At 71.3% G+C, this 18,502-nt stretch carries 15 protein-coding genes; 12 read left to right on the top strand and 3 right to left on the bottom strand.

The window, feature by feature from the left end; genetic code table 11:
- Positions 1-110: 110 nt before the first annotated feature.
- On the bottom strand, positions 111-1,388 hold the full coding sequence (locus tag KQY30_RS04535) for an ABC transporter substrate-binding protein (RefSeq protein ID WP_254406940.1): 1,278 nt from the start codon (positions 1,386-1,388) through the stop codon (positions 111-113).
- 644 nt (positions 1,389-2,032) lie between these two features.
- On the opposite strand from KQY30_RS04535, the gene KQY30_RS04530 reads away from it, so the two are divergent.
- The 8 genes from KQY30_RS04530 (at position 2,033) to KQY30_RS04495 (ending at position 12,001) form a co-directional block, all read left to right on the top strand.
- Positions 2,033-2,698 carry a GntR family transcriptional regulator gene (locus KQY30_RS04530; RefSeq protein WP_217305664.1) on the top strand — a complete coding sequence of 222 codons (666 nt, stop codon included), beginning with the start codon at positions 2,033-2,035 and terminating at the stop codon, positions 2,696-2,698.
- A 159-nt stretch (positions 2,699-2,857) separates the two neighbouring features.
- A complete protein-coding gene (locus KQY30_RS04525) occupies positions 2,858-3,379 on the top strand; it encodes a hypothetical protein (protein WP_217305663.1) in 522 nt (173 codons plus the stop codon).
- The gene (locus KQY30_RS04520; protein WP_217305662.1) at positions 3,379-3,810 is read left to right on the top strand and encodes a hypothetical protein; all 432 of its coding nucleotides are present in this window, start codon (positions 3,379-3,381) and stop codon (positions 3,808-3,810) included. The genes KQY30_RS04525 and KQY30_RS04520 overlap by 1 nt, the downstream gene beginning before the upstream one ends.
- 136 nt (positions 3,811-3,946) lie before the next feature.
- Positions 3,947-5,155, top strand: coding sequence for an esterase-like activity of phytase family protein (locus tag KQY30_RS04515; RefSeq protein ID WP_254406939.1), 1,209 nt, complete (start codon positions 3,947-3,949; stop codon positions 5,153-5,155).
- Positions 5,156-5,547: 392 nt separating this feature from the next.
- Entirely contained in the window at positions 5,548-6,969 is a 1,422-nt protein-coding gene (locus tag KQY30_RS04510) for a M14 family zinc carboxypeptidase (protein ID WP_254406938.1), read from the top strand.
- A 47-nt stretch (positions 6,970-7,016) separates the two neighbouring features.
- Entirely contained in the window at positions 7,017-8,117 is a 1,101-nt protein-coding gene (locus KQY30_RS04505; protein WP_254406937.1) for a ThiF family adenylyltransferase, read from the top strand.
- Between the two features lie 221 nt (positions 8,118-8,338).
- The gene (locus tag KQY30_RS04500) at positions 8,339-11,029 is read left to right on the top strand and encodes an AAA family ATPase (RefSeq protein ID WP_254406936.1); all 2,691 of its coding nucleotides are present in this window, start codon (positions 8,339-8,341) and stop codon (positions 11,027-11,029) included.
- Positions 11,030-11,104: 75 nt separating this feature from the next.
- Positions 11,105-12,001 carry a pentapeptide repeat-containing protein gene (locus KQY30_RS04495; RefSeq protein WP_217305660.1) on the top strand — a complete coding sequence of 299 codons (897 nt, stop codon included), beginning with the start codon at positions 11,105-11,107 and terminating at the stop codon, positions 11,999-12,001.
- Positions 12,002-12,087: 86 nt separating this feature from the next.
- Here KQY30_RS04495 and KQY30_RS04490 read toward each other — a convergent pair whose 3' ends face one another.
- Positions 12,088-13,626, bottom strand: a complete 1,539-nt coding sequence (locus KQY30_RS04490; protein WP_367997391.1) for a D-alanyl-D-alanine carboxypeptidase — start codon at positions 13,624-13,626, stop codon at positions 12,088-12,090.
- A gap of 165 nt (positions 13,627-13,791) precedes the next feature.
- The gene (locus tag KQY30_RS04485) at positions 13,792-14,763 is read right to left on the bottom strand and encodes a helix-turn-helix transcriptional regulator (RefSeq protein WP_254406935.1); all 972 of its coding nucleotides are present in this window, start codon (positions 14,761-14,763) and stop codon (positions 13,792-13,794) included.
- Positions 14,764-15,191: 428 nt separating this feature from the next.
- Between KQY30_RS04485 and KQY30_RS04480 the strand changes: the two genes are divergently transcribed.
- The 4 genes from KQY30_RS04480 to KQY30_RS04465 are packed head-to-tail and all read left to right on the top strand — an operon-like array spanning position 15,192 to position 18,442.
- Entirely contained in the window at positions 15,192-16,961 is a 1,770-nt protein-coding gene (locus KQY30_RS04480) for an ATP-binding protein (protein WP_254406934.1), read from the top strand.
- A complete protein-coding gene (locus tag KQY30_RS04475) occupies positions 16,958-17,365 on the top strand; it encodes a roadblock/LC7 domain-containing protein (protein WP_217305659.1) in 408 nt (135 codons plus the stop codon). The genes KQY30_RS04480 and KQY30_RS04475 overlap by 4 nt, the downstream gene beginning before the upstream one ends.
- Positions 17,362-17,736, top strand: coding sequence for a DUF742 domain-containing protein (locus tag KQY30_RS04470; protein WP_217305658.1), 375 nt, complete (start codon positions 17,362-17,364; stop codon positions 17,734-17,736). Before KQY30_RS04475 ends, KQY30_RS04470 begins: the two co-directional genes overlap by 4 nt.
- On the top strand, positions 17,717-18,442 hold the full coding sequence (locus tag KQY30_RS04465; RefSeq protein WP_217305657.1) for an ATP/GTP-binding protein: 726 nt from the start codon (positions 17,717-17,719) through the stop codon (positions 18,440-18,442). Before KQY30_RS04470 ends, KQY30_RS04465 begins: the two co-directional genes overlap by 20 nt.
- Positions 18,443-18,502: the final 60 nt, after the last annotated feature.

Raw genomic sequence — 18,502 nt, 5'->3', positions numbered from 1 at the left:
TGCCGCGCGGTGTCAGGTCCGTACGGCACCGGAGCCGGCCGGGAAGCAGGGTGACAACGATGTCATCGCCGACCGGACCGCGACCCCGCCCATCTCCCGACGGGCACCGGCTACTTGGCGGCCTTGTCCCAGTCGGCGTCGAACGAGGCGAGCTGCTCCTTGACGTCGGAGCTGGTGAACAGCTTCTGCGCCAGGGAGTTGAACTGTTCGACCACCCCGGGCGGGAGCGCGTCGTCATTGTTGACCTGGCCGAACGCGCTGACCTTGGTGTTGTTCTCGGTCACGAGCCGGAACCCCTCGGTGTAGACCGGGGTCACCTTCGCTCCGAACTCCTCGAACGGCACGTTCTTGAGCATGGGGAAGGCGCCGTCGGTCTCGATGAGCGTCTTCAGATTGGGCTTGGACAGCGACCAGGCCTGGGCGAACTTGGTCGCGCCGGCGACATCCGAGGACTTCGCGCTGACCGCGGTCGTACCACCGGTGTTGAACGGGACGATGGTCTTCCCGGTCCCGCTGGGCAGCAGGAACGTACCGAAGTCCTGCGCGGCCGAGGCGGGGATCTGGCCGATGAACCAGCTTCCCATCGGATACATGGCGCTCTCGCCGTCCAGGAACTGCTTGTTGGCGTCCGCGTAGCTCACGCTCAGGGCGCCCTTGTCAAAGGCCCCCGCGTCGATGAGCTGCCGGTACTTGCCGGCCGCCGCGGTCATCCCGGGGTCGGTGAACTTGACCTCGCCCTTGTAGCGCTTCTGGATCCACTGCGGGTCCGCGCCCAGCACATCGGCGGTGATGATGCCCGACAGCGGGATCGCCGCCGACCACGGCTCGCCGCCCGCCATCTCGACCGGGGTGACACCGGCCTTCTTGAGCGCGCTGACGACATCGACGAACTCGTCCCAGGTCTTCGGGACCTGGAGGCGGTGCTCGGCGAAGATCTTCTTGTTGTAGAAGACCATCGGGATGATCTGCGAATTGGTGGGCGGGATATAGGACTTGCCCTCGATGGCATTGCCGTCGGGGTCGGTGAAGTTGTCGTCCAGCCACTTCTGGTCGAACGGCTTCAGCAGTCCGGCCGCGGTGAAGTCCTTCGGGTTGACGGAGGACAGGATGTCGGGGAACTGCCCGGACGCCTGGAGCTGCTTGGCGTAGGCGGTACGGTCCGCGTCCGGTGAGACGATCTTCTTGATCTCGGTGTCCGGCACTTCCTTCCGTGCCTCCGCGATGGAGGTGTCCCAGAACTTCGCGGTCAGCGCCGGGGTCTCGAACGTCATGAACGTCAGGGCGCCGCCGCCACCGCCCGCCGAAGTGGCGCTGGTTGAGCAGGCGGTCAGCGCCAGGGCACTCACCAGACCTGTGGCCGCGGCCATGAGAGCGGGTCCGCGTTTCATGTCATCCTCCTTGATGCTTCACACGAGGCGGCCGGAGACCGGACGCGACGCGAGCCGTCGAGCGAAATACCTGGTCCTGAAGACCCGCTCGCGGTGTGGGAGCGGGGTGAGACGTGCCATGAGACCGGGTGTCCGGGCGGTGACACGGCCTCCGGGCACCCCGTCCGCGCCCACCGGCCATGCCGCCCGACATGGGCGTGTGTCGCTCCGCAGGCCCCGGTCCGACCTGGTGAACACCCTTGTTTCGTATACTTTTCAGAAGAGTAGCCAGCATCACACCACAGTCAAGACTCGTATCACCCGTTACCGGATCGAGACCGGTCGCTCCACGGGATGGAGCTGATTTCTTCGGTAAAACGCCAGTTCGCAAGGGGACTTGACGACCGGGCCGCGGTGAGTTCCCCTCTTCGGGGACGCGGAGGGGCGAGGCGGCAGGCGATACGTACCGCATCGCGAGCGAGCCGGAAAAAATAGAATCGGCCGACGCGGGTGCCAGAGGGGCCGGAGCCGCCGACGGGCGCCGGACCAGCGCGCGGGCGGCCTCGGCGGGACTGATACACGTACCGGTGGGGTGTGATGTCGATCGGGCCCGGCAAGATCGGTGAGACACCCCCAGGGGCGGACAAGGGAACGGGAGCGGCACGATGGCAGGCACACCTCGGCGGCAGGCGCTCGCCGACACCGCCTATGACACGATCCGCCGGCGGCTCGTCGACCACGACATCGAGCCCGGGTCGAAGCTGAACATCAATACGCTCGCCCAGGAACTGACGATCTCGCCGACCCCGCTGCGCGAGGCGCTGGCACGGCTTGAGGCGGAGGGGCTGGTGGTGAAACGCTCACTGGCCGGGTACACCGCCGCGACCCTGCTCAGCAGCCGCAGTCTGCGCGAGCTGTTCGAAGTGCGGCTGCTGCTCGAACCGGCCGCCGCGTCGGCCGCCGCCCTCCAGGTGACGGAGGCCGATCTGCGTCAGCTCGCCGAGCAGTTGGCGGAGATGCGTGAGGCCGCGCGGGACTTCCGGAGCCGCGCGACGCTGCTGCTGTATCTGCACCACGACTCCGTCTTCCACGACCGGATCGCCCGGCTGAGCGGCAACGCCTTTCTGCGGCTCACCCTTGAACGGCTGCACGCGCACGCGCATCAGTACCGGCTCTCGTTCCGCGAGGGGTGGGCGGAGGAGACATGCCGGGAGCACGAGCGGGTCCTGGAGGCGCTGAGCGAGAACGACGACGAGACGGCCGCGGCCCGGATGCGCACCCATCTGCGCAGGGCGCAGACCCGGCTGATCGAGGCGGCGACGGAACTCTAGTACGGGTCGCGGCATCAGCCGGTTCCGGCGGTGGAGTCCGGGTCCCGCAGCGGTTCTGAGATTTTCATGTCCACGTCATCACCGGGCGGGTGCAGGTGTCATCCGGCGACCGGAGAGTGACGGCCGTTTGCGCAACCGGCCCTAGCCTCTGGAGAAACCGTGAAGCTCAGGCGATCCGCCCGTGCCGTATTCGTCTCCGTCCTGCTCTCCGCGGGACTCCTCGCCGTACCCGGCCAGGCCCAGGCCGCGCCCAGCGACGCCGACCTCGCCTACCGCTGGGCCCCGGTGCACTACCAGGACACCTCGTCCGCCTACTACACCGCCGAGTACACCTCGCCGGTCGACTACGACGGCGACTGGAACACCCTCAACAACTGGGAGAACCTGGACGCCAACACGGCGCGGCTGACCGGTACGGCGTACTACTCCGTCGTCGAGACCTCGACGCACTGGTACATCACCTACGCCTTCTACCACCCGCGTGACTGGAAGGACTATCCGCTCAACTGGACCTCCCACGAGAACGACATGGAAGGCGTCCTGGAGGTCGTCCTCAAGGACGGCAGCACCTACGGCACGCTCCAGGCCGCCGTCACCCAGGCGCACGACAACTACTACTCGTACATCCCGGCGGGCAGCCCTTCCAGGGCAACCGCGAGAACATCGACGGCACCCTGCTGATGGAGACCCACGACGGTGCCCAGCACCCCACCGTCTTCCAGGAGGCCCGCGGCCACGGCATGTACAACTGGAGCGGCGGCAGCTTCCCCGGCGGCGACGGCATCGTCTACCGCCCCAACCGCACCGCCGGTACCGTCCCGGCCGGCGGCAACGACCGCGCCGCCTCCTACAAGCTCGTCGACATCTTCGGCGCCGGCGGCCTGTGGGAGCGCCGCAACTCCAAGCCGCCGTACGCCTCCTGGGGCACCTTCGCCGGTGACAACGGCCGTGACAACGCCGCGCACACCCCCTGGGCCTGGGACGACTCCAACGACGGCAGCGACCTCCAGGCCGGCTCCATCGCGGGCGACCCGGCCTACCTGATCAGCCAGTACTTCAAGAACACCGGCAATCTGAGCCTCACGTACACCCGTAACACCTACCGCTCCTGACGCCCGGCGCACCGAGCGAGCCGGCGGACGGCGGCCGGGCCCCGGGAGGTCCGGGCCGGTGGGAGCCGTTCGCCGCTCGCGCGCGGGTCGCCTGCTGTTGGGGCGTACGTCATGCGCCGTCTCTACCGTCCCTGCCATGAACAAGCTCCTGATCATGCTGAGCGCCGCCGCGCTGACCGTCGGTCTGGCCGCGCCCGCCGCCGCCCACCGCGGCCACGACCACAACGGGTCCGCCGAGTTCGGCCGGGCCACCCTGACCGGCTTCGCCTCGCTCCCGGCCGAGACCTACGTACCCGGCAGCCCGGTCTCCGGCGCGGCCCTCGGCACGGAGCCCGTCAACGGCATCGCCGCGCCGTTCCCGGGCCAGCCCGTCCAGGGATTCAGCGGGATCCTCAACCGGCACGACGGCACGTACGACGTGCTGTCCGACAACGGGTTCGGAAACAAGGCCAACAGCGCCGACTTCCTGCTCCGTGTCCACCACGTCAAGCCGGACACGCGCACCGGCAAGGTCAAGGTGCTCGGCGGCTTCAATCTGAGCGACCCCGACCGCAAGGTGCCGTTCGCGCTGACCCGCGCCGACCGGGTGCTGACGGGCGCCGACTTCGACGTCGAGTCCATCGTCCGTGCCTCCGACGGCACGTACTGGACGGGCGACGAGTTCGGCCCGTTCCTGCTGCACTTCTCCTCGAAGGGCCGTCTCCTCCAGGCCCCCATCCCGCTCAAGGGAGTCCAGGCGCCGGAGAACCCGTACCTGAACGGCGCGGCCCCCAACCTGCCCAGCAGCAAGGGCTTCGAGGGCATGGCCCGCGGCGTCGACGGCCGTCACCTCTACCCGCTGCTCGAAGGCTGGGTGTCCGACGGCACGCCCGGCGACCTGCGCATGAGCGAGTTCGACCTGCGTAAGAACGCCTACACCGGCAAGCGCTGGACCTACCGTTTGGAGTCGACCGGCAACGCCATCGGTGACGCGATCGCCCTGGACGAACACCGCTTCCTGGTGATCGAGCGCGACGGCGGACAGGGCGACTCCGCCCAGTTCAAGCGCATCTACCTGGCGGACAACCGTGACCGGAACCACGACGGCGTCATGGACAAGACGCTTGTCGCCGATCTGCTCGACATCGCCAACCCCAAGGGCCTCGGCGGCTTCGGGGAGACCTTCCGCTTCCCGTTCACCACGATCGAGGACGTCGTGCTGATCGACGACCGCACGCTGGCCGTCATGAACGACAACAACTTCCCGGGCTCCTCGGGCCGTACGCCCGGCAAGGCGGACAACAACGAGTTCATCACCATCCGGCTCACCCAGCCGCTGGACGCCGACCGCCGCGCGTTCCGCTGACACCGGCATTGGCACAGACACTGACGCCGACGTACGGCTGACAGCCGACATACGGCTGATATACGAGCGGGGCTCCGGGCCACCGCGCGACCAGGTGGGGGCATATGTCTCCGCCAAAGTCGCGCGGTGGCCTTCGCCTTCTGTACGGCTCGCGGGATCGTAGCCAGAGTGTGTCTTTCAGAGTGTTGACGGACTCCCAATCCGTGACGGACTATCACATCCAGGTGCACAACGCGGAGTTGGGCACCGCGTAGAAAAGGAGCGGCTCATGAGCGGAACAGTCAAGAGCGACAGCACCTCACGCCGCAAGCAGACGACCATCCAGATCCGGCGCCTGGACAGGAAAGAGACCACGGGCGACAGCAATTCCACCGGCTCCTGAACGGGTCGTCGTGCCGGGGCGCTATCCCACCGTCGATGAACTGACCTCCGGCGCCGCGGCCCTGGCCGCGGCGCACCCCGATCTCATGGCCCTGCGCTGCATCGGCACCTCACGGGCGGGGGAGCCGATCCGGCTGCTGTCCGTGGGGCGGGGGAGCAGGCATGTGCTGGTGGTCGCGGGGCCGCACGCCAATGAACCGGTCGGGGGGCTGACCGTACTGCGGCTGGCGAGGCATCTGGCGCGGACCGCCCGGCCGGGGGCTCCGGCCGGGCGGTCCGCGCGGGCCCGGTTCGCCGACACCGCCTGGCACTTCGTCCTCTGTCTCGATCCCGACGGAGCCCGCCGCAACGAGCGGTGGCTCAAGGGCCCGATGACCTTCTCCCAGCACTACCGCCATTTCTTCCGTCCCGGGTTCGCCGGCCAGCCCGAGTGGCTGCCCACCGAACCCGGGGCGGAGCCCATGCCGGAGACCCGGGCGCTGCTCGATCTCCAGGACGAGTTGCGGCCGTATCTCCAGTGCTCGCTGCACGGGGTGGACGTGGGCGGCAGTTTCGTCCAGCTCACCCGGGAACTTCCCGGGCTCTCCGACGAGTTGGCGCGCTCGGCCGCGGATCTCAGGATCCCGGTCGAGCTGGGGCCGTACGACGCGTTCTTCTGGCCGAGTCCCGGCCCCGGCGTCTATGACATGCCCCGGCCGCAGGAGACCGATCAGTTCGTCTCGCTGCCCGCGGCCACCGCCACTTCCACCTGGTTCCATCCCCACCGTTACGGAACAGTCACCGCGGTCGTGGAAGCGCCGATGTGGGGTGTAGAAGGAGTGGGTGACACCTCACCGCACCCCGATCCGTACGGCGCGCTGGAGATCATCAGCCATGCGCTCCGGCAGGACGCGCGGACACTCGCCGGACTGCTGGAGCGGGTACGTCCGGACCTCCTCGCCACCGCGGGACCGCTGCTCGCGCCGGTCGACGAATATCTCGCGGTCTCTCCCGGGCTCGCGGACGAATGGGCCCCGGAAGCGGCCCTCGGCGCGGCGGGGGGCGGTGTGACCGCGACCGGGAGAAGGCGTGCCCGGGCCCGCGCGGGCGGCGACATCGACAGCGGTGCCGGGACCGGCTCCGGCGGTCTGCCGCCGATGAACCGCGCGCGGATCATGGCCCTGCGGATCGCCGCACGGCGCCTCGTCATCCGTACGGCCGGGCTCCTGCACCAGATGGTCATGGCCGCGCCCCACCCGGCGGACGGCGCCCCGGGCACCGAGGTGCGCGCGACCCTGGACCGCTTCCTCACCGAGCGCTGCGCCGCCTTCGAGGACGACTGCGGCGCCCGCTGGATCCCGGTCCGGGACCAGGCGGAACATCAGTTCAGGATCGTGCTGGCCGCCACCGAACTGGCCGCCGGGTCCAGGGAGCCGAGGGCGGTACGGGCATGACACCGGAGCGGCACCAGGAACCGGTGTCCGGCTTACGGCGGCCACGGGTGAAGCCCGAGCACCGGGCGTACCGCACGGTGGACGGCAATGTGCGGATCGGCAGTGTCGTCTACGGGATCGGCGCCGAGGTCACCGACCCCGAGGGCTGGATCTGGACCCTGACCGAGGCCCTCGACGGCACCCGCGCCCCCGCCGAGGCGGTCACCCAGGTGCTCGCCCGCCACCCCGGTCTCGAACCGCGCTCGGTCACCGAGGCCATGGACGATCTGTACGAGGCCGGATTCCTGGAGGACGCGGGGGCCGAGCCGTCCGCGGCGCTCACCGCGGAGGACCGTGAACGCTACAGCCGCGGCGTGACCCTGCTGCGCTGGATGGATCTCTCGCCGCGCGCGACCGCCTGGGAACTCCAGGCACGATTACGCTCGGCCCGGGTGCTGCTGCTCGGCCTCGGCGGCACCGGAGGGTTCGCCGCCCAGGGCCTCGCCGCCTCGGGAGTGGGCCGGATGCACTGTGTGGACGGCGATGTCGTCGAACTGTCCAACCTCAACCGGCAGCCCCTCTACCACGAGAGCGATATAGGCCGGCCCAAGGCGACCGCGGCCGTGGCGGCCTTGCGGGCGGTCAACTCGCGGGTGGCGCTGACCGCGGAGCGGCGCGAGGTGCACGGCCCCGACGATCTCGCCGCACTGCTCGCCCCCGGCTACGATCTGCTGCTGCTCTGCGCCGACCGGCCGCCGGAGATCCGCCGCTGGGCGAACCGGGTCTGTCTGGCCGCCGGGATCCCCTGGCTCGACGCCGGCTACCGCGGCCCCCTGGTCACCGTCGGGGTCCATGCACCGGGCCGGGGCGCCTGCTGGGAGTGCCACCGCGCCGGCGAGGTCGAACGCCGGGACCTGCGGCTCGGCGCGGGCCAGGACGAGGAGGCGGCCTCGCCCCGGATGGAGTGGAACCCCGTCAACGCGGTCACCGCGGGGCTCTCCGGCCATCTTCTCGTGTACGCCGCGATCGCGCTGCTGACCGGCGTCCCGGAAATGGAGCCCGGCTTCCGCTTCGGCCTCAATCTGATGGCGCTCTCCGAACCGCTGGAGGAGCGCTTCGAACGCCGCCCCGACTGCCCGGCCTGCGGCACACCTCCGGAGGCGTCATGACCGGGACCGCTCCGGCCGAGGCGCCGCGCGGCGGGCCCGACGTACCGCCCGGCCCGCCGCCTTCCGGACCGCCCTTCGGGAATGCGTACGAGCGGCCCGTACGTCTGGACGCGCCGGCCCATGGTTGAACGGCCGAATTCGTGTGGATTCAGGCGCACTCGGGGTACTCCGGGGCTACCCTCGACACTTGACCTGCGCACTGTTCGAAAGGAGGGACGCCCGTGCACCGGCCGGAGCACCCGGTTGCCCTCCCGCTGCTGGAGCGCGAACCCGAACTCGCCGCGGCGGCCCACGCGGTCGACGCGCTGTGCGGACCACGGCCCTCCGGCGGGCTGCTCGTCTACCGGGGCGCGGCCGGACTCGGCAAGACCGCGCTGCTCTCCGAGGCCCTCAGGATGGCGACCGGGCGCTGCGCGGTGTGGTCGGCCCGGGGCGGCGAGACCGTCACCTCCGTCCCCTTCCATGTCGTACGCCAACTGCTCCAGCCCGCGCTGACGGTGAACGGACCGGACGGCCAAGTCCCCACGGGCGACGGGCGCGTGGACGGCGGCCTCGTGGACGCGCGGGAACTGCTCGGCGAGTGGTACGAGATCGTCGGCCCCGCGCTGGGTGTGGCGACCCCGTGCGGGCAGCACGCCGACCCGCAGGGTGTACGGGACGGCCTGGACGCGCTGGTGGAGCGGCTCACCGAGGCGTACGGCCCGCTCGTCCTGATCATCGACGACGCCCAGTGGGCCGATCTGGAGACACTCGCCTGGCTGGCCTCGTTCGCGGAGCGCCCGGCCGGCGGACTGCCCGTTCTCATCATCCTCGCGTACCGCACCGAGGAGGCGGTCGGCGAGACCGAGCGGTATCTCACCATGCTCGGTGCCGCGGCCAAACTGCTGGTCAGCCTGCGGGCGTTGACGCCCGACGCCACCGCCGGGCTCACCCGCGCCGCGCTCGGCGAGCATGTGGACGACCCGTTCTGCCGCGAGGTGTGGGCGGTGACCGGCGGCAACGCGTACGAGACCGTCGAACTGCTCGCCAGGGTACGGGACACCGGCCTCGCGCCCGTGGAGCACTCCGCCGGTGAGCTGCGCGCCCTCGGCGCCTCCGCACGCGGCAAGGGGCTGATCGCCCGGCTGGAGGAACTGGGCACCGCCACCACGCGGTTCGCCTGGGCCGCCGCGATCCTCGGCACCGACATCTCGCTCGACCTGGCCATATCGCTGGCCGGCATGAGCCATGAAGAGGCCGCCGAGTGCGCCGAACGGCTGCGGGCCGCGCGCATCCTGGTGGGTGTGGACCCGATGGAGTTCGTCCACCCCCTGATCGCGGGCGCCGTCTACCGCGCGATCCCCGCGGGCGTCCGCACCGCGATGCACGGACTGGCCGCATGGGCGGTCTCCCGCAGCGGCAGGGGAGCCGCGGCCGCCGCGCCGCACCTCCTCGAAGTCCACCCGGACGGCGACGCCGAACTGGTCGAGCAGCTCCGCGAGGCCGCCGCCGAGCATCTCGCGGTCGGCGCGCCGGACGCCGCGCGGCGCTGCCTCGAACGCGCTCTCGCGGAACCGCCGTCGACCCGTGTGCGGGCCCATGTGCTGTACGAACTGGGCCGTGCCGCCCTGCTCACCTCACCCGCCACCACGGTCGGCCATCTACGCGCGGCACTCGACACGCAGCAGTTCGACGATGCCCAGCGCGTCGACGTGGTGTTCCATCTCTCCCAGGCACTGACCCACAACAACGAGACCGGCGAGGCCGCTCAGGTGGTGGCCGCCGAGGTCGCCCGTACGGACGAGGGCCCGGCCAGGATGCGGCTGCGGGCCGCGCACTTCCTGTGGGAGGGAGTGCGGGCCGTCGAGGACGACGGCCCCGGACGCTCCCGTCGGCTCAGCCGCGTCGCGGCCGGGCTCACCGGCCGCGACAACACCGAGCGGATCCTGCTGATGCTGCGCGCCTTCGACGGCACGGCGCGCGGCGAGAGCGCCGAGGAGAACGTCCAGATCGGTGAACGTGCCCTGGTCGACGGCTCGCTGGCGCCCGGCACGGGTTGGACCGACACCTCCTGGGGCTTCGAACCTCCCGCCCTGCTCGGTCTGTCGTATGCCTTCGCCGACCGGCTCGACCGCGCGGAGAGCCTGTTCACCGAGGCGCTGCGGGCCTTCGAGATCTCCGGCTGGAGCGGCGGCCATCTTGCCTTCGCCCATGCCCTGGTCGGCCATCTCCACCGCAGACGCGGCGACTTGACGGACGCCGAGGCCTATCTGCGCGAGAGTCTGCGGCTCGCCGACCGGGTGGGCGACGGACTGCCCATGCACTGGGACGCGGCCTCCATGCTCATCGACACACTGCTGGCGCGCGGCCATGTCGACGAGGCGCGGGAGGCCGCCGAACGCTATGCCTTCGCACCGCCGTACTCCTCCTCGATCGTCATCCCCGACGCTCCCTGCGTACGCGGCCGGCTGCTGCTCGCGCTCGGGCGCACGAAGGAGGCCGTCACCGAACTGGACGCGGTCGGCCGGGCGTTGACGGCGCGAGGACGGCACAACATCGTGATGGCTCCCTGGGCCTGCGACCTCGCGTCCGCGCTCGCCGAGGACGATCCGGGACGCGCGGCCCAGCTCGCCGCGTACGCCCGCGACCGGGCGGAACGCTTCGGGACGCACACCGCCATCGGGGTCGCGCTGTGCTGTGCCGCGTCCCTGAAGGAGGGCCGGGCGCGGGCCGATCTGCTGGCGCAGGCCGTCGGGCATCTCGAATCCTCGCCCTCCCGGTACGAACTCGCCCTCGCCCGCGTCGAGTACGGCATGGCGGCGGGCTCCCCGGCCGAGCTGTCCTGCGGGCTCGAACTGGCGGTGAAGTGCGGCGCCGACGGACTGGCGGCGCGTGCGCGCCGGGCGCTGGAGGCCCATGCCGCACCGCGCTGATCCGTTGGATCCGCCGCGCCGCGCTCGTACCCCTTCGTGTCATCTCGTACCCCTGTGAACAGGAGACCGGCCCCCGTGTCCGTACCGCCCGCCGCCCCGCGCCCGCCGCACGGGGCCGATGCCCGGCGTCCGTCCCCCGCGACGGCGAGCCCGGACGGCAGTCCCGGTGAGAGCCCCGGCGACGACCTCCGGGCCGACTGCGCGAACTGCTTCGGGCTGTGCTGTGTCGCCCTGGCCTTCTCCGCCTCGGCCGACTTCCCGGTCGACAAGGACGCCGGAGAGCCCTGCCGGGAGCTGGGGACGGACTTCCGCTGCGGTATCCACCAGCGGCTCAGGGAGCGGGGCTACCGCGGCTGTACGGTGTACGACTGCTTCGGCGCGGGCCAGCGGGTCTCCCGGGTCACCTTCGGCGGACAGGACTGGCGGCGGGCACCGGAGACCGCCCGGCGGATGTTCGCCGTACTCCCGGTGATGCGGCAGCTCCATGAACTGCTCCGGTATCTGCGCGAAGCCCTGGCCCTGGAGCCCGCACGTCCGCTGCACACCCGGATCCGGGCCGCGCTCGACGCGACGGAACACCTCACCCGGGCCGATGCCGACACCCTGCTGGCGCTGGATGTGGCCGCCCGGCGCGAGGCGGTCAACCCGCTCCTGCTGCGCACGAGCGAGCTGGTACGGGCCCAGGTGCCGGGCAGGAGGAAGAACCGGCGGGGCGCCGACCTCTTCGGCGCCCGGCTCAAGGGCGCCGACCTGAGAGGTGCCGATCTGCGCGGGGCGTATCTGATCGCCGCCGATCTGCGTGGCGCCGATCTGAGGCTGGCGGATCTGATCGGGGCCGACCTCCGCGACGCCGATCTGCGGGGCGCCGATCTGACCGGATCCCTCTTCCTCGTCCAGACCCAGGTCAACGCGGCGAAGGGGGACGCGACCACCAGGCTGCCGCCGGGCCTCGACCGCCCCGGCCACTGGTAGGGCCACGGGGCGCGGCCGGCCCACGGCCCGTGCGTCATTGGACTGTGCGTCATGGCCATGACCTCACGGCTGCGATGGCCATGACCTCATGGCTTGCGTCGGGCCGCGCGCCGCACGAAGAAGAGCGCGAGGGCCGCGACACAGGCGGAGGCGATGAAGGCCACGGGCATGAGGTACCCCGACCCTGACTCCTCCTGCCCGCCCCCGGCCGCCCGTGCGCGCGGCGCCGCCGGGGCGGACACCGGCTTGCGCGCCTGTGCGGGCGCGGCCGCGGCCACCGGTGCCAGCGCCCGCGCGATCGGACCGGGGACCGGACCGTCCTTCATCGGCGGCCTCGGCGGGAGCGGCGCCGGCGGCGGTTCGAGCGAGCCCACCGGGGTCACCCGGCCCGCCGCCTTGAAACCCCAGTCCAGCAGGTCCCTGGCCTCCTCGTACACCTCGTGGACCCCGCCCCACTGCGGGTTCATGACGGTGACCACCAGCGTCCGGCCGCCGCGCCGGGCCGCCGCGATCAGCGTGTAGCCGGCCTCCGAGGTGAAGCCGTTCTTGACGCCGATCAGCCCGCGGTACGGTTCGACCCCGTCCTCCCCGGTGAGCAGCCGGTTGGTGTTGACGATGCCGAAGGTCCCTCCGTACCCGGGGAACTCGGCGTCGACGGTCGAGCTGTACTTCACGAACTCGCGCGAGGCCAGGCCCGTACGCCCGAAGACCGCCAGGTCGAACGCGGAGGACACCTGCCCGTCGGCGTCATAGCCGTCCGGGGACACCACATGGGTGTCGTAGGCGCCCAGCAGCTTCGCCTTGAGCCGCATCTGCTTGACCGTCGTGTCCCAGCCGCCGTTCATCTCGGCGAGCGCGTGCACCGCGTCGTTGCCGGAGCTGAGGAAGACGCCGTTCCACAGGTCCTCCACCGTGTACGAGTCGCCCGCCACGATCCCGACCTCGCTGCTGCCCTCGCCGACGTCGTCCAGCTCGGCCTCGGTCGCGGTGTGTTCGCCGTCCTTGGGGAGACGGGGCAGCGCGGTGACGGCGAACAGCGTCTTCAGGGTGCTGGCCGGGGGCAGCGGGCGGTGCGCGTCGTGCGCGGCGAGGACTTCACCCTTGCGGGCGTCGGCGACCAGCCAGGACAGCGCGGAGAGGCTGGGCAGCGCGGGGGCGCCGCGCTTGGGCCGCACCTGAGTGCCCGTCCGGTAGAGCGCGCCCGCGACGGGGCCTGAGGCAACTTTGCGGGCGGCGGAACCGGCGTGGGCGGCGGGTCCGGCGGGCGCGGCTCCCGAGGCTGCCGGGGTTTTCGGGGCTGCTGGGGTTCCTGAGGAGGACGCGGCGGGGGACTTCGCGGGGGACTCGGGGGACGCCGAGGTCCCGGGTGATGCGGAGGGGCCCGGCGCCGGGGACTTCGGGGAGGCGGCGGGTGCCGGGGACTTCGACGCCGCGGGCGATTCGGAGGACGCGCCGGGCACGGGGGCGCCCGGCACCGGGGCGCCGGGCAGGTCGGCGGCCAGTACCGCCGGATCGTCTCTGGAATCCGCGACGGCCGGTGCGGGCGCGGGCGAAAGGACCAGCAAACCGGTGGCGAAGGCCACAGTCGCGGAGAACGCGGAGCGCGTCACGGATCTGGTGATCATTCAGCCACCGTAGAAACGGACCGGGCTCCGCGCATCGCGCGTGAGCCGACCGGACGTATCCACCGCCTCCGCCCGTCGGGGCGCGGCCGTACGGACACGACGGCCCCGAGGGACGCGTGTGGCGCGCGCGGGTGACGGCTGACGACCGGGTGTCGACTGGAGCGTTCACCGACCGCCGGGCACCCGATCGGGTGATTTGTCGTCCTGCCTCCCGTCCTGGCTTCCGTCCTGCGCTCCGTCCGGCATTCCGTCCCGCCTTCCATCCGGCTTGCCGACCTGCTGTGGATCCGGGGCCCGGTCCGGCATGGGCTCGGTGCCGATCACATCGAGAAGCCGGAGCTTGTCGGCGGCGTCGGAGCCGGGTGCGGCGGAATAGGCCGAGATACGGAGGTCACAGCCCGGCACGGTAAGGGTGTCGCAGTCCAGTGTCAGCGGTCCCACATCGGGATGGTGGACGGTCCTGATACCTGTGTCATGAAAGCCGACGATATGGGAGTTCCACAGGACCACGAACCGGTTGCTCACCCGCCGTAGCTCCCCGATCAGGAACCGCAGCCGCACATCCGTGGGGTAATGGACCGTCGCGGCTCTCAGATCGGCGACCAGCGCCGCCTCGTACCGCGCCTCCTGCTCCACGGTCTGGGTGATCCTGGTGGGCAGGCCGGTGAAGTGCCGCCAGACGGCGTTGCGGTCGCGTCCGGGCAGCCCGGAGGGATCCCCGACCAGCGCGGCCCACAGCGGATTCCAGGTGATCAGATTCCAGGCGGCGTCATGGACCCCGACCGGGGTCCCGGCGAGCCTGCCGAGCAGCCGCCGCACGGTGGGCGGAACCCGGTCGGGGACGCGGCCCAGCGCGGGCGGGGACTGCCCTGCCAGCAGGAACAGATGCCTGCGTTCATCTTCGGACAGCCGCAGGGCGCGCGCCAGCGATGTGAGGACCTGTACGGAGGGTGAGGTCGCCCGGCCCTCCTCCAGCCTCACGATGTAGTCCACGGACAGGCCGGTGAGCTGAGCCAGTTCCTCGCGCCCCAGTCCGCCCGGCTCACGGGTCCCCGCCGTGGGCAGTCCGGCCTCGGCCGGTGCGATCCGGTCGCGCCAGCGGTGCAGGGCCGTGCCCAGCTCTCCGTGTCGGGTCATGGGGTCAGTATCGGCGCGTACCGCGGCCCCCGCCTGATATTGCCCGGTACCCCGCCCCCGCCCCCACCTGCGACGCCGCCCGCCGAACGGCCCCGAACGCCGCCTCGCCCGGTGAAGGCGACGGGCCGGACACGTCCCGCGCGAAGGGCACTGCGAGCAGCGACGGCCCGCTCCGCCGCGCCGGGCGGTTCCGGCGCGACCATCACTGGTCACTCCGTGTGCCGCCATGGCAGCACATAGTGCAAATGCGCGATTCTATGCCCGGGGCTGTGGCGTGTGCAGGCGGTTGCGGGAATACGCCGAGGCCCTCACATGGCCGGGCTAAGCTCTCGCGAAACCCGCCGAGTTGACACGTAATCAGGCACTTGTTCCCAACGTGTGTTGAGCGTGCGAATGACCCGGTCTGTATCGACCGCCAGAGGGATCGTATGGTTCGTCTCGAAGCACCCCCGAATGTTCAAGCGCCGCCCACCGTCCGCGCGTTGCTGGTCCCAGCGGCCCTGATGATGGCGGCGACAGGCCTCGCGGTGACCATGGCCGCCGGCACCGCGCGGCTGCCGCTCGCGCTGTACGGGGCTGCCGCCACCGTCCTTGTCACCTGGTGCGCCGTCGAACTGTCCCGGCGCGGCAGGACCATCGGCGCACTCCACGAGCACTACGCCCACCGGCTCGCCCGGTTGGAGCGGCGCACAGCCGCCCATGACGAGGAGACCGTACGGCTCGGCAAGGAGCTGATGCCGGCCGCGATCCACCGTCTCCGCCAGGGCGAGTCGCCCGAGGAGGCGATACGGGCGGTCGTGGACGGCGATGAGCTCCACCGTGAACTGCCCGCCGCTCAGCGCTCCTTGCTCGGCTCCGTACTGCGGATCGTCGACGACGAGGAGGCCATGCGCGACTCCGCTCAGCGCTCCTTCGTGAACATCGCCCGCCGCGTCCAGGCCATCGTGCACCAACAGGCGGGCGAACTGAGGGCGATGGAGGAGCACCACGGCCGCGACCCCGATGTCTTCGACGATCTGCTCCGTATCGACCACGGCACCGCGCTGATCGGCCGGCTCGCCGACAGCATCGCCGTACTCGGCCGGGCCCGCCCCGGGCGCCAGTGGCCCAGACCCGTACCGCTGTTCAGCGTGCTGCGCGGGGCGATGTCCCGGATCCTGGAGTACCAGCGGGTCGATCTGCACTCCATCGCCAAGGTCGCCGTCGTCGGCACCGCCGTCGAACCGCTTATCCACGCCTGCGCCGAACTCCTCGACAACGCGACCCGCTACTCGCCACCGCAGACCCGTGTCCATGTCACCGCGGTCGAGGTCCAGACGGGGATCGCGATCGAGATCGAGGACGGCGGGATCAGTCTCAGCGAGGAGGCACGGGCCAGGGCCGAACGGATGCTCGCCCAGGCCCAGGCCGGGATCGACCTCAACGACCTCGGTGAGACACCGAGGCTCGGTATGGCCGTCGTCGGGCGGCTCTGCCAGATGTACAACCTTCAGGTCTCGCTCCGGCAGTCGGCGTACGGCGGGGTCAGGGCCGTCCTCGTCGTGCCGCGCGAATCCGTGACCACCGGACCCGCGCCCGGGATCGCCCATGGCATCGGCGCCGCCGCCGGACCCCGGGGCGGCGCCTCCGGACTCCCCGCCAAGGACGTGCCGCATCCCGGAAGACGGGCGCACCCCGAGCGGCGGGCGCCCGGGCCGGTCATCGGTCCGCAGTGGTCCGCCGGTCCGCTACGGGCCGCGCCGGTCGTGGAGTCCCGGGCCTCCCGGGAGACCGTGGTGACGGAGTGGACGGAGAACGGGCTGCCGCAGCGGCGCAGCCGGGGCCGCGCCCCGCTCGGCTCCCATCGTCCCGTACTCCGGGCGGCCGCTCCGTACATCCAGGACGACCAGCACAGCGGCGACGGAGCGCAGGGCACCGCACCCGACGGAGCGCAGGGCGCCGCACCGGATCCGGCGCGGAGCAACGCACCCGCCACCGCGCGGAGCAGTGCGCCTGAGAGCGCTTCCGGCAGCCCGTCCAACAGCGCGTCCGGCCCCGGCATCTGGCTCGAAGCGTTCACCAGGGCGGTCAACGGCACTCCGCAGAAGCCGCCCGCCGCGGCGGACGAACCGCCGGGCCGGCCACCGGAGGACCCGCCGGCCGGACCCGGCAGCCATGGCGAATTCGACGACTTACGGGGCAAGGGAGATCTCAAGTGATGCAGCAGCACGCCGACTTGGACTGGATGCTCAAGGAACTGGCCGACGGAGTCCCGCAGATCCAGCAGATCGTGGTGCTCTCCGCGGACGGCCTGCGCGTGGCCCGGCACGGCGGCGACCCCGATGTCGCCGACCGCCTCGCCGCCGCCTGCGCCGGACTCCAGAGCCTGGCCGCCGCCGTCGCCGCAGAGATCCCCGGCACCGATGGGCGGATGCGGCTCGTCGTCATCGAGCTGGGCGGCGGCTTCTTCTATCTGATGGAGGCGGGCCCGGGCGCGTATCTCGCGGTCCTCGCCGACGAGACGGTCGACGCGGGCCTGGTGGGCGCCCGGATGCGGGACATGGTCGTACGGATCGGCGCCCATCTCACCAGTCCGCCGCGCCACGACGGGCAGGCCGGATGAGGACGCCTCCCCGGCGGGAACACGGAAACCCCGAGGCGGACGCGGGGGACCCGGAGCGGCTGTATGTGATCACCGGCGGGCCCGGCGGCACCGGACGCGCCCCGCTCGACCTCGTCACCATGATCGTCGCGCGCGACGAACCGTCCCCGACGGTCCAGCCCGAGCAGGCGGCCATCCTGCGGCTCTGCCGCGCGCCGCTGTCCGTGGCCGAGCTGTCCGCGTATCTCAGTCTCCCGTTCAGCGCGGTGACCGTACTGCTGACGGAACTCCTCGCGACCGGACTGGTCGAATCGCGCGCACCCGTCGTCCGCGCCGCGCTGCCCGACCGGTCCCTCCTCGAAGCGGTGATGCATGGACTTCAGAGGCTCTGACCCGACCGGCTCCGGCACGATCAGCACGGTCTCCTCCGGCACGATCAGCACCGGTTCAGCCGGCACAACGGGCGCGGGCTCCTCCGGCGCGACCGGCAAGGGTCCTTCCGGCTCCGTCGTCGGCCCCCGGAGCGAGGATGTCCTGCCCACCACGGCCACCTCCGCGGTGAAGATCGTGATCGTGGGCGGTTTCGGGGTCGGCAAGACGACCATGGTGGGCTCGGTCAGCGAGATCCGGCCGCTCACCACCGAGGAGACCATGACCCGGGCGGGGGTCGGGGTGGACGACAACTCCGGTGTGGAGAGCAAGACCGCCACCACCGTCGCCATGGACTTCGGCCGGATCAGCGTCACCGACCGGCTTGTCCTCTATCTCTTCGGCACCCCCGGCCAGGAGCGGTTCTGGTTCCTGTGGAACGGTCTCTTCGAAGGCGCGCTGGGAGCCGTCGTGCTGGTCGACACCCGGCGTCTCGAAGTGAGCTTCGATGTGATCGGACGCCTGGAGGAGCGCGGCGTACCGTTCGTCGTCGCCGTCAACACCTTCCCCGACGCGCCGCACCACCCGGCCGAAGAGCTGCGCAAGGCCCTGGATCTCACGGACGAGGTTCCGGTGGTCGACTGCGACGCGCGGCTCCGGGCCTCCTGCCGCGATGTCCTGCTGACGCTGACGCGCTATCTGCACGCGCTGTCCATGCCCCCGGGCTGATCGCCGTCGATCGTCAAGTGCCGTGTCCTGTCCCGTAATGACCGTATTTCTTTGATCCCG

Source organism: Streptomyces sp. GMY02 (assembly GCF_019056675.1).
GTDB lineage: Bacteria > Actinomycetota > Actinomycetes > Streptomycetales > Streptomycetaceae > Streptomyces > Streptomyces odonnellii.
The sequence above is the reverse complement of the archived record's forward strand: the minus strand, read 5'-3'. Positions and strand labels throughout refer to the sequence as shown.

What these genes read in the sequence shown, in the direction of transcription:
- KQY30_RS04490 (WP_367997391.1), bottom strand. Translation starts at nt 13,626, where the DNA reads ATGATCACCAGATCCGTGACGCGCTCCGCGTTCTCCGCGACTGTGGCC.
- KQY30_RS04465 (WP_217305657.1), top strand. Translation starts at nt 17,717, where the DNA reads ATGGACTTCAGAGGCTCTGACCCGACCGGCTCCGGCACGATCAGCACG.
- KQY30_RS04530 (WP_217305664.1), top strand. Translation starts at nt 2,033, where the DNA reads ATGGCAGGCACACCTCGGCGGCAGGCGCTCGCCGACACCGCCTATGAC.
- KQY30_RS04470 (WP_217305658.1), top strand. Translation starts at nt 17,362, where the DNA reads ATGAGGACGCCTCCCCGGCGGGAACACGGAAACCCCGAGGCGGACGCG.
- KQY30_RS04480 (WP_254406934.1), top strand. Translation starts at nt 15,192, where the DNA reads ATGGTTCGTCTCGAAGCACCCCCGAATGTTCAAGCGCCGCCCACCGTC.
- KQY30_RS04520 (WP_217305662.1), top strand. Translation starts at nt 3,379, where the DNA reads ATGGAGACCCACGACGGTGCCCAGCACCCCACCGTCTTCCAGGAGGCC.
- KQY30_RS04515 (WP_254406939.1), top strand. Translation starts at nt 3,947, where the DNA reads ATGAACAAGCTCCTGATCATGCTGAGCGCCGCCGCGCTGACCGTCGGT.
- KQY30_RS04535 (WP_254406940.1), bottom strand. Translation starts at nt 1,388, where the DNA reads ATGAAACGCGGACCCGCTCTCATGGCCGCGGCCACAGGTCTGGTGAGT.
- KQY30_RS04485 (WP_254406935.1), bottom strand. Translation starts at nt 14,763, where the DNA reads ATGACCCGACACGGAGAGCTGGGCACGGCCCTGCACCGCTGGCGCGAC.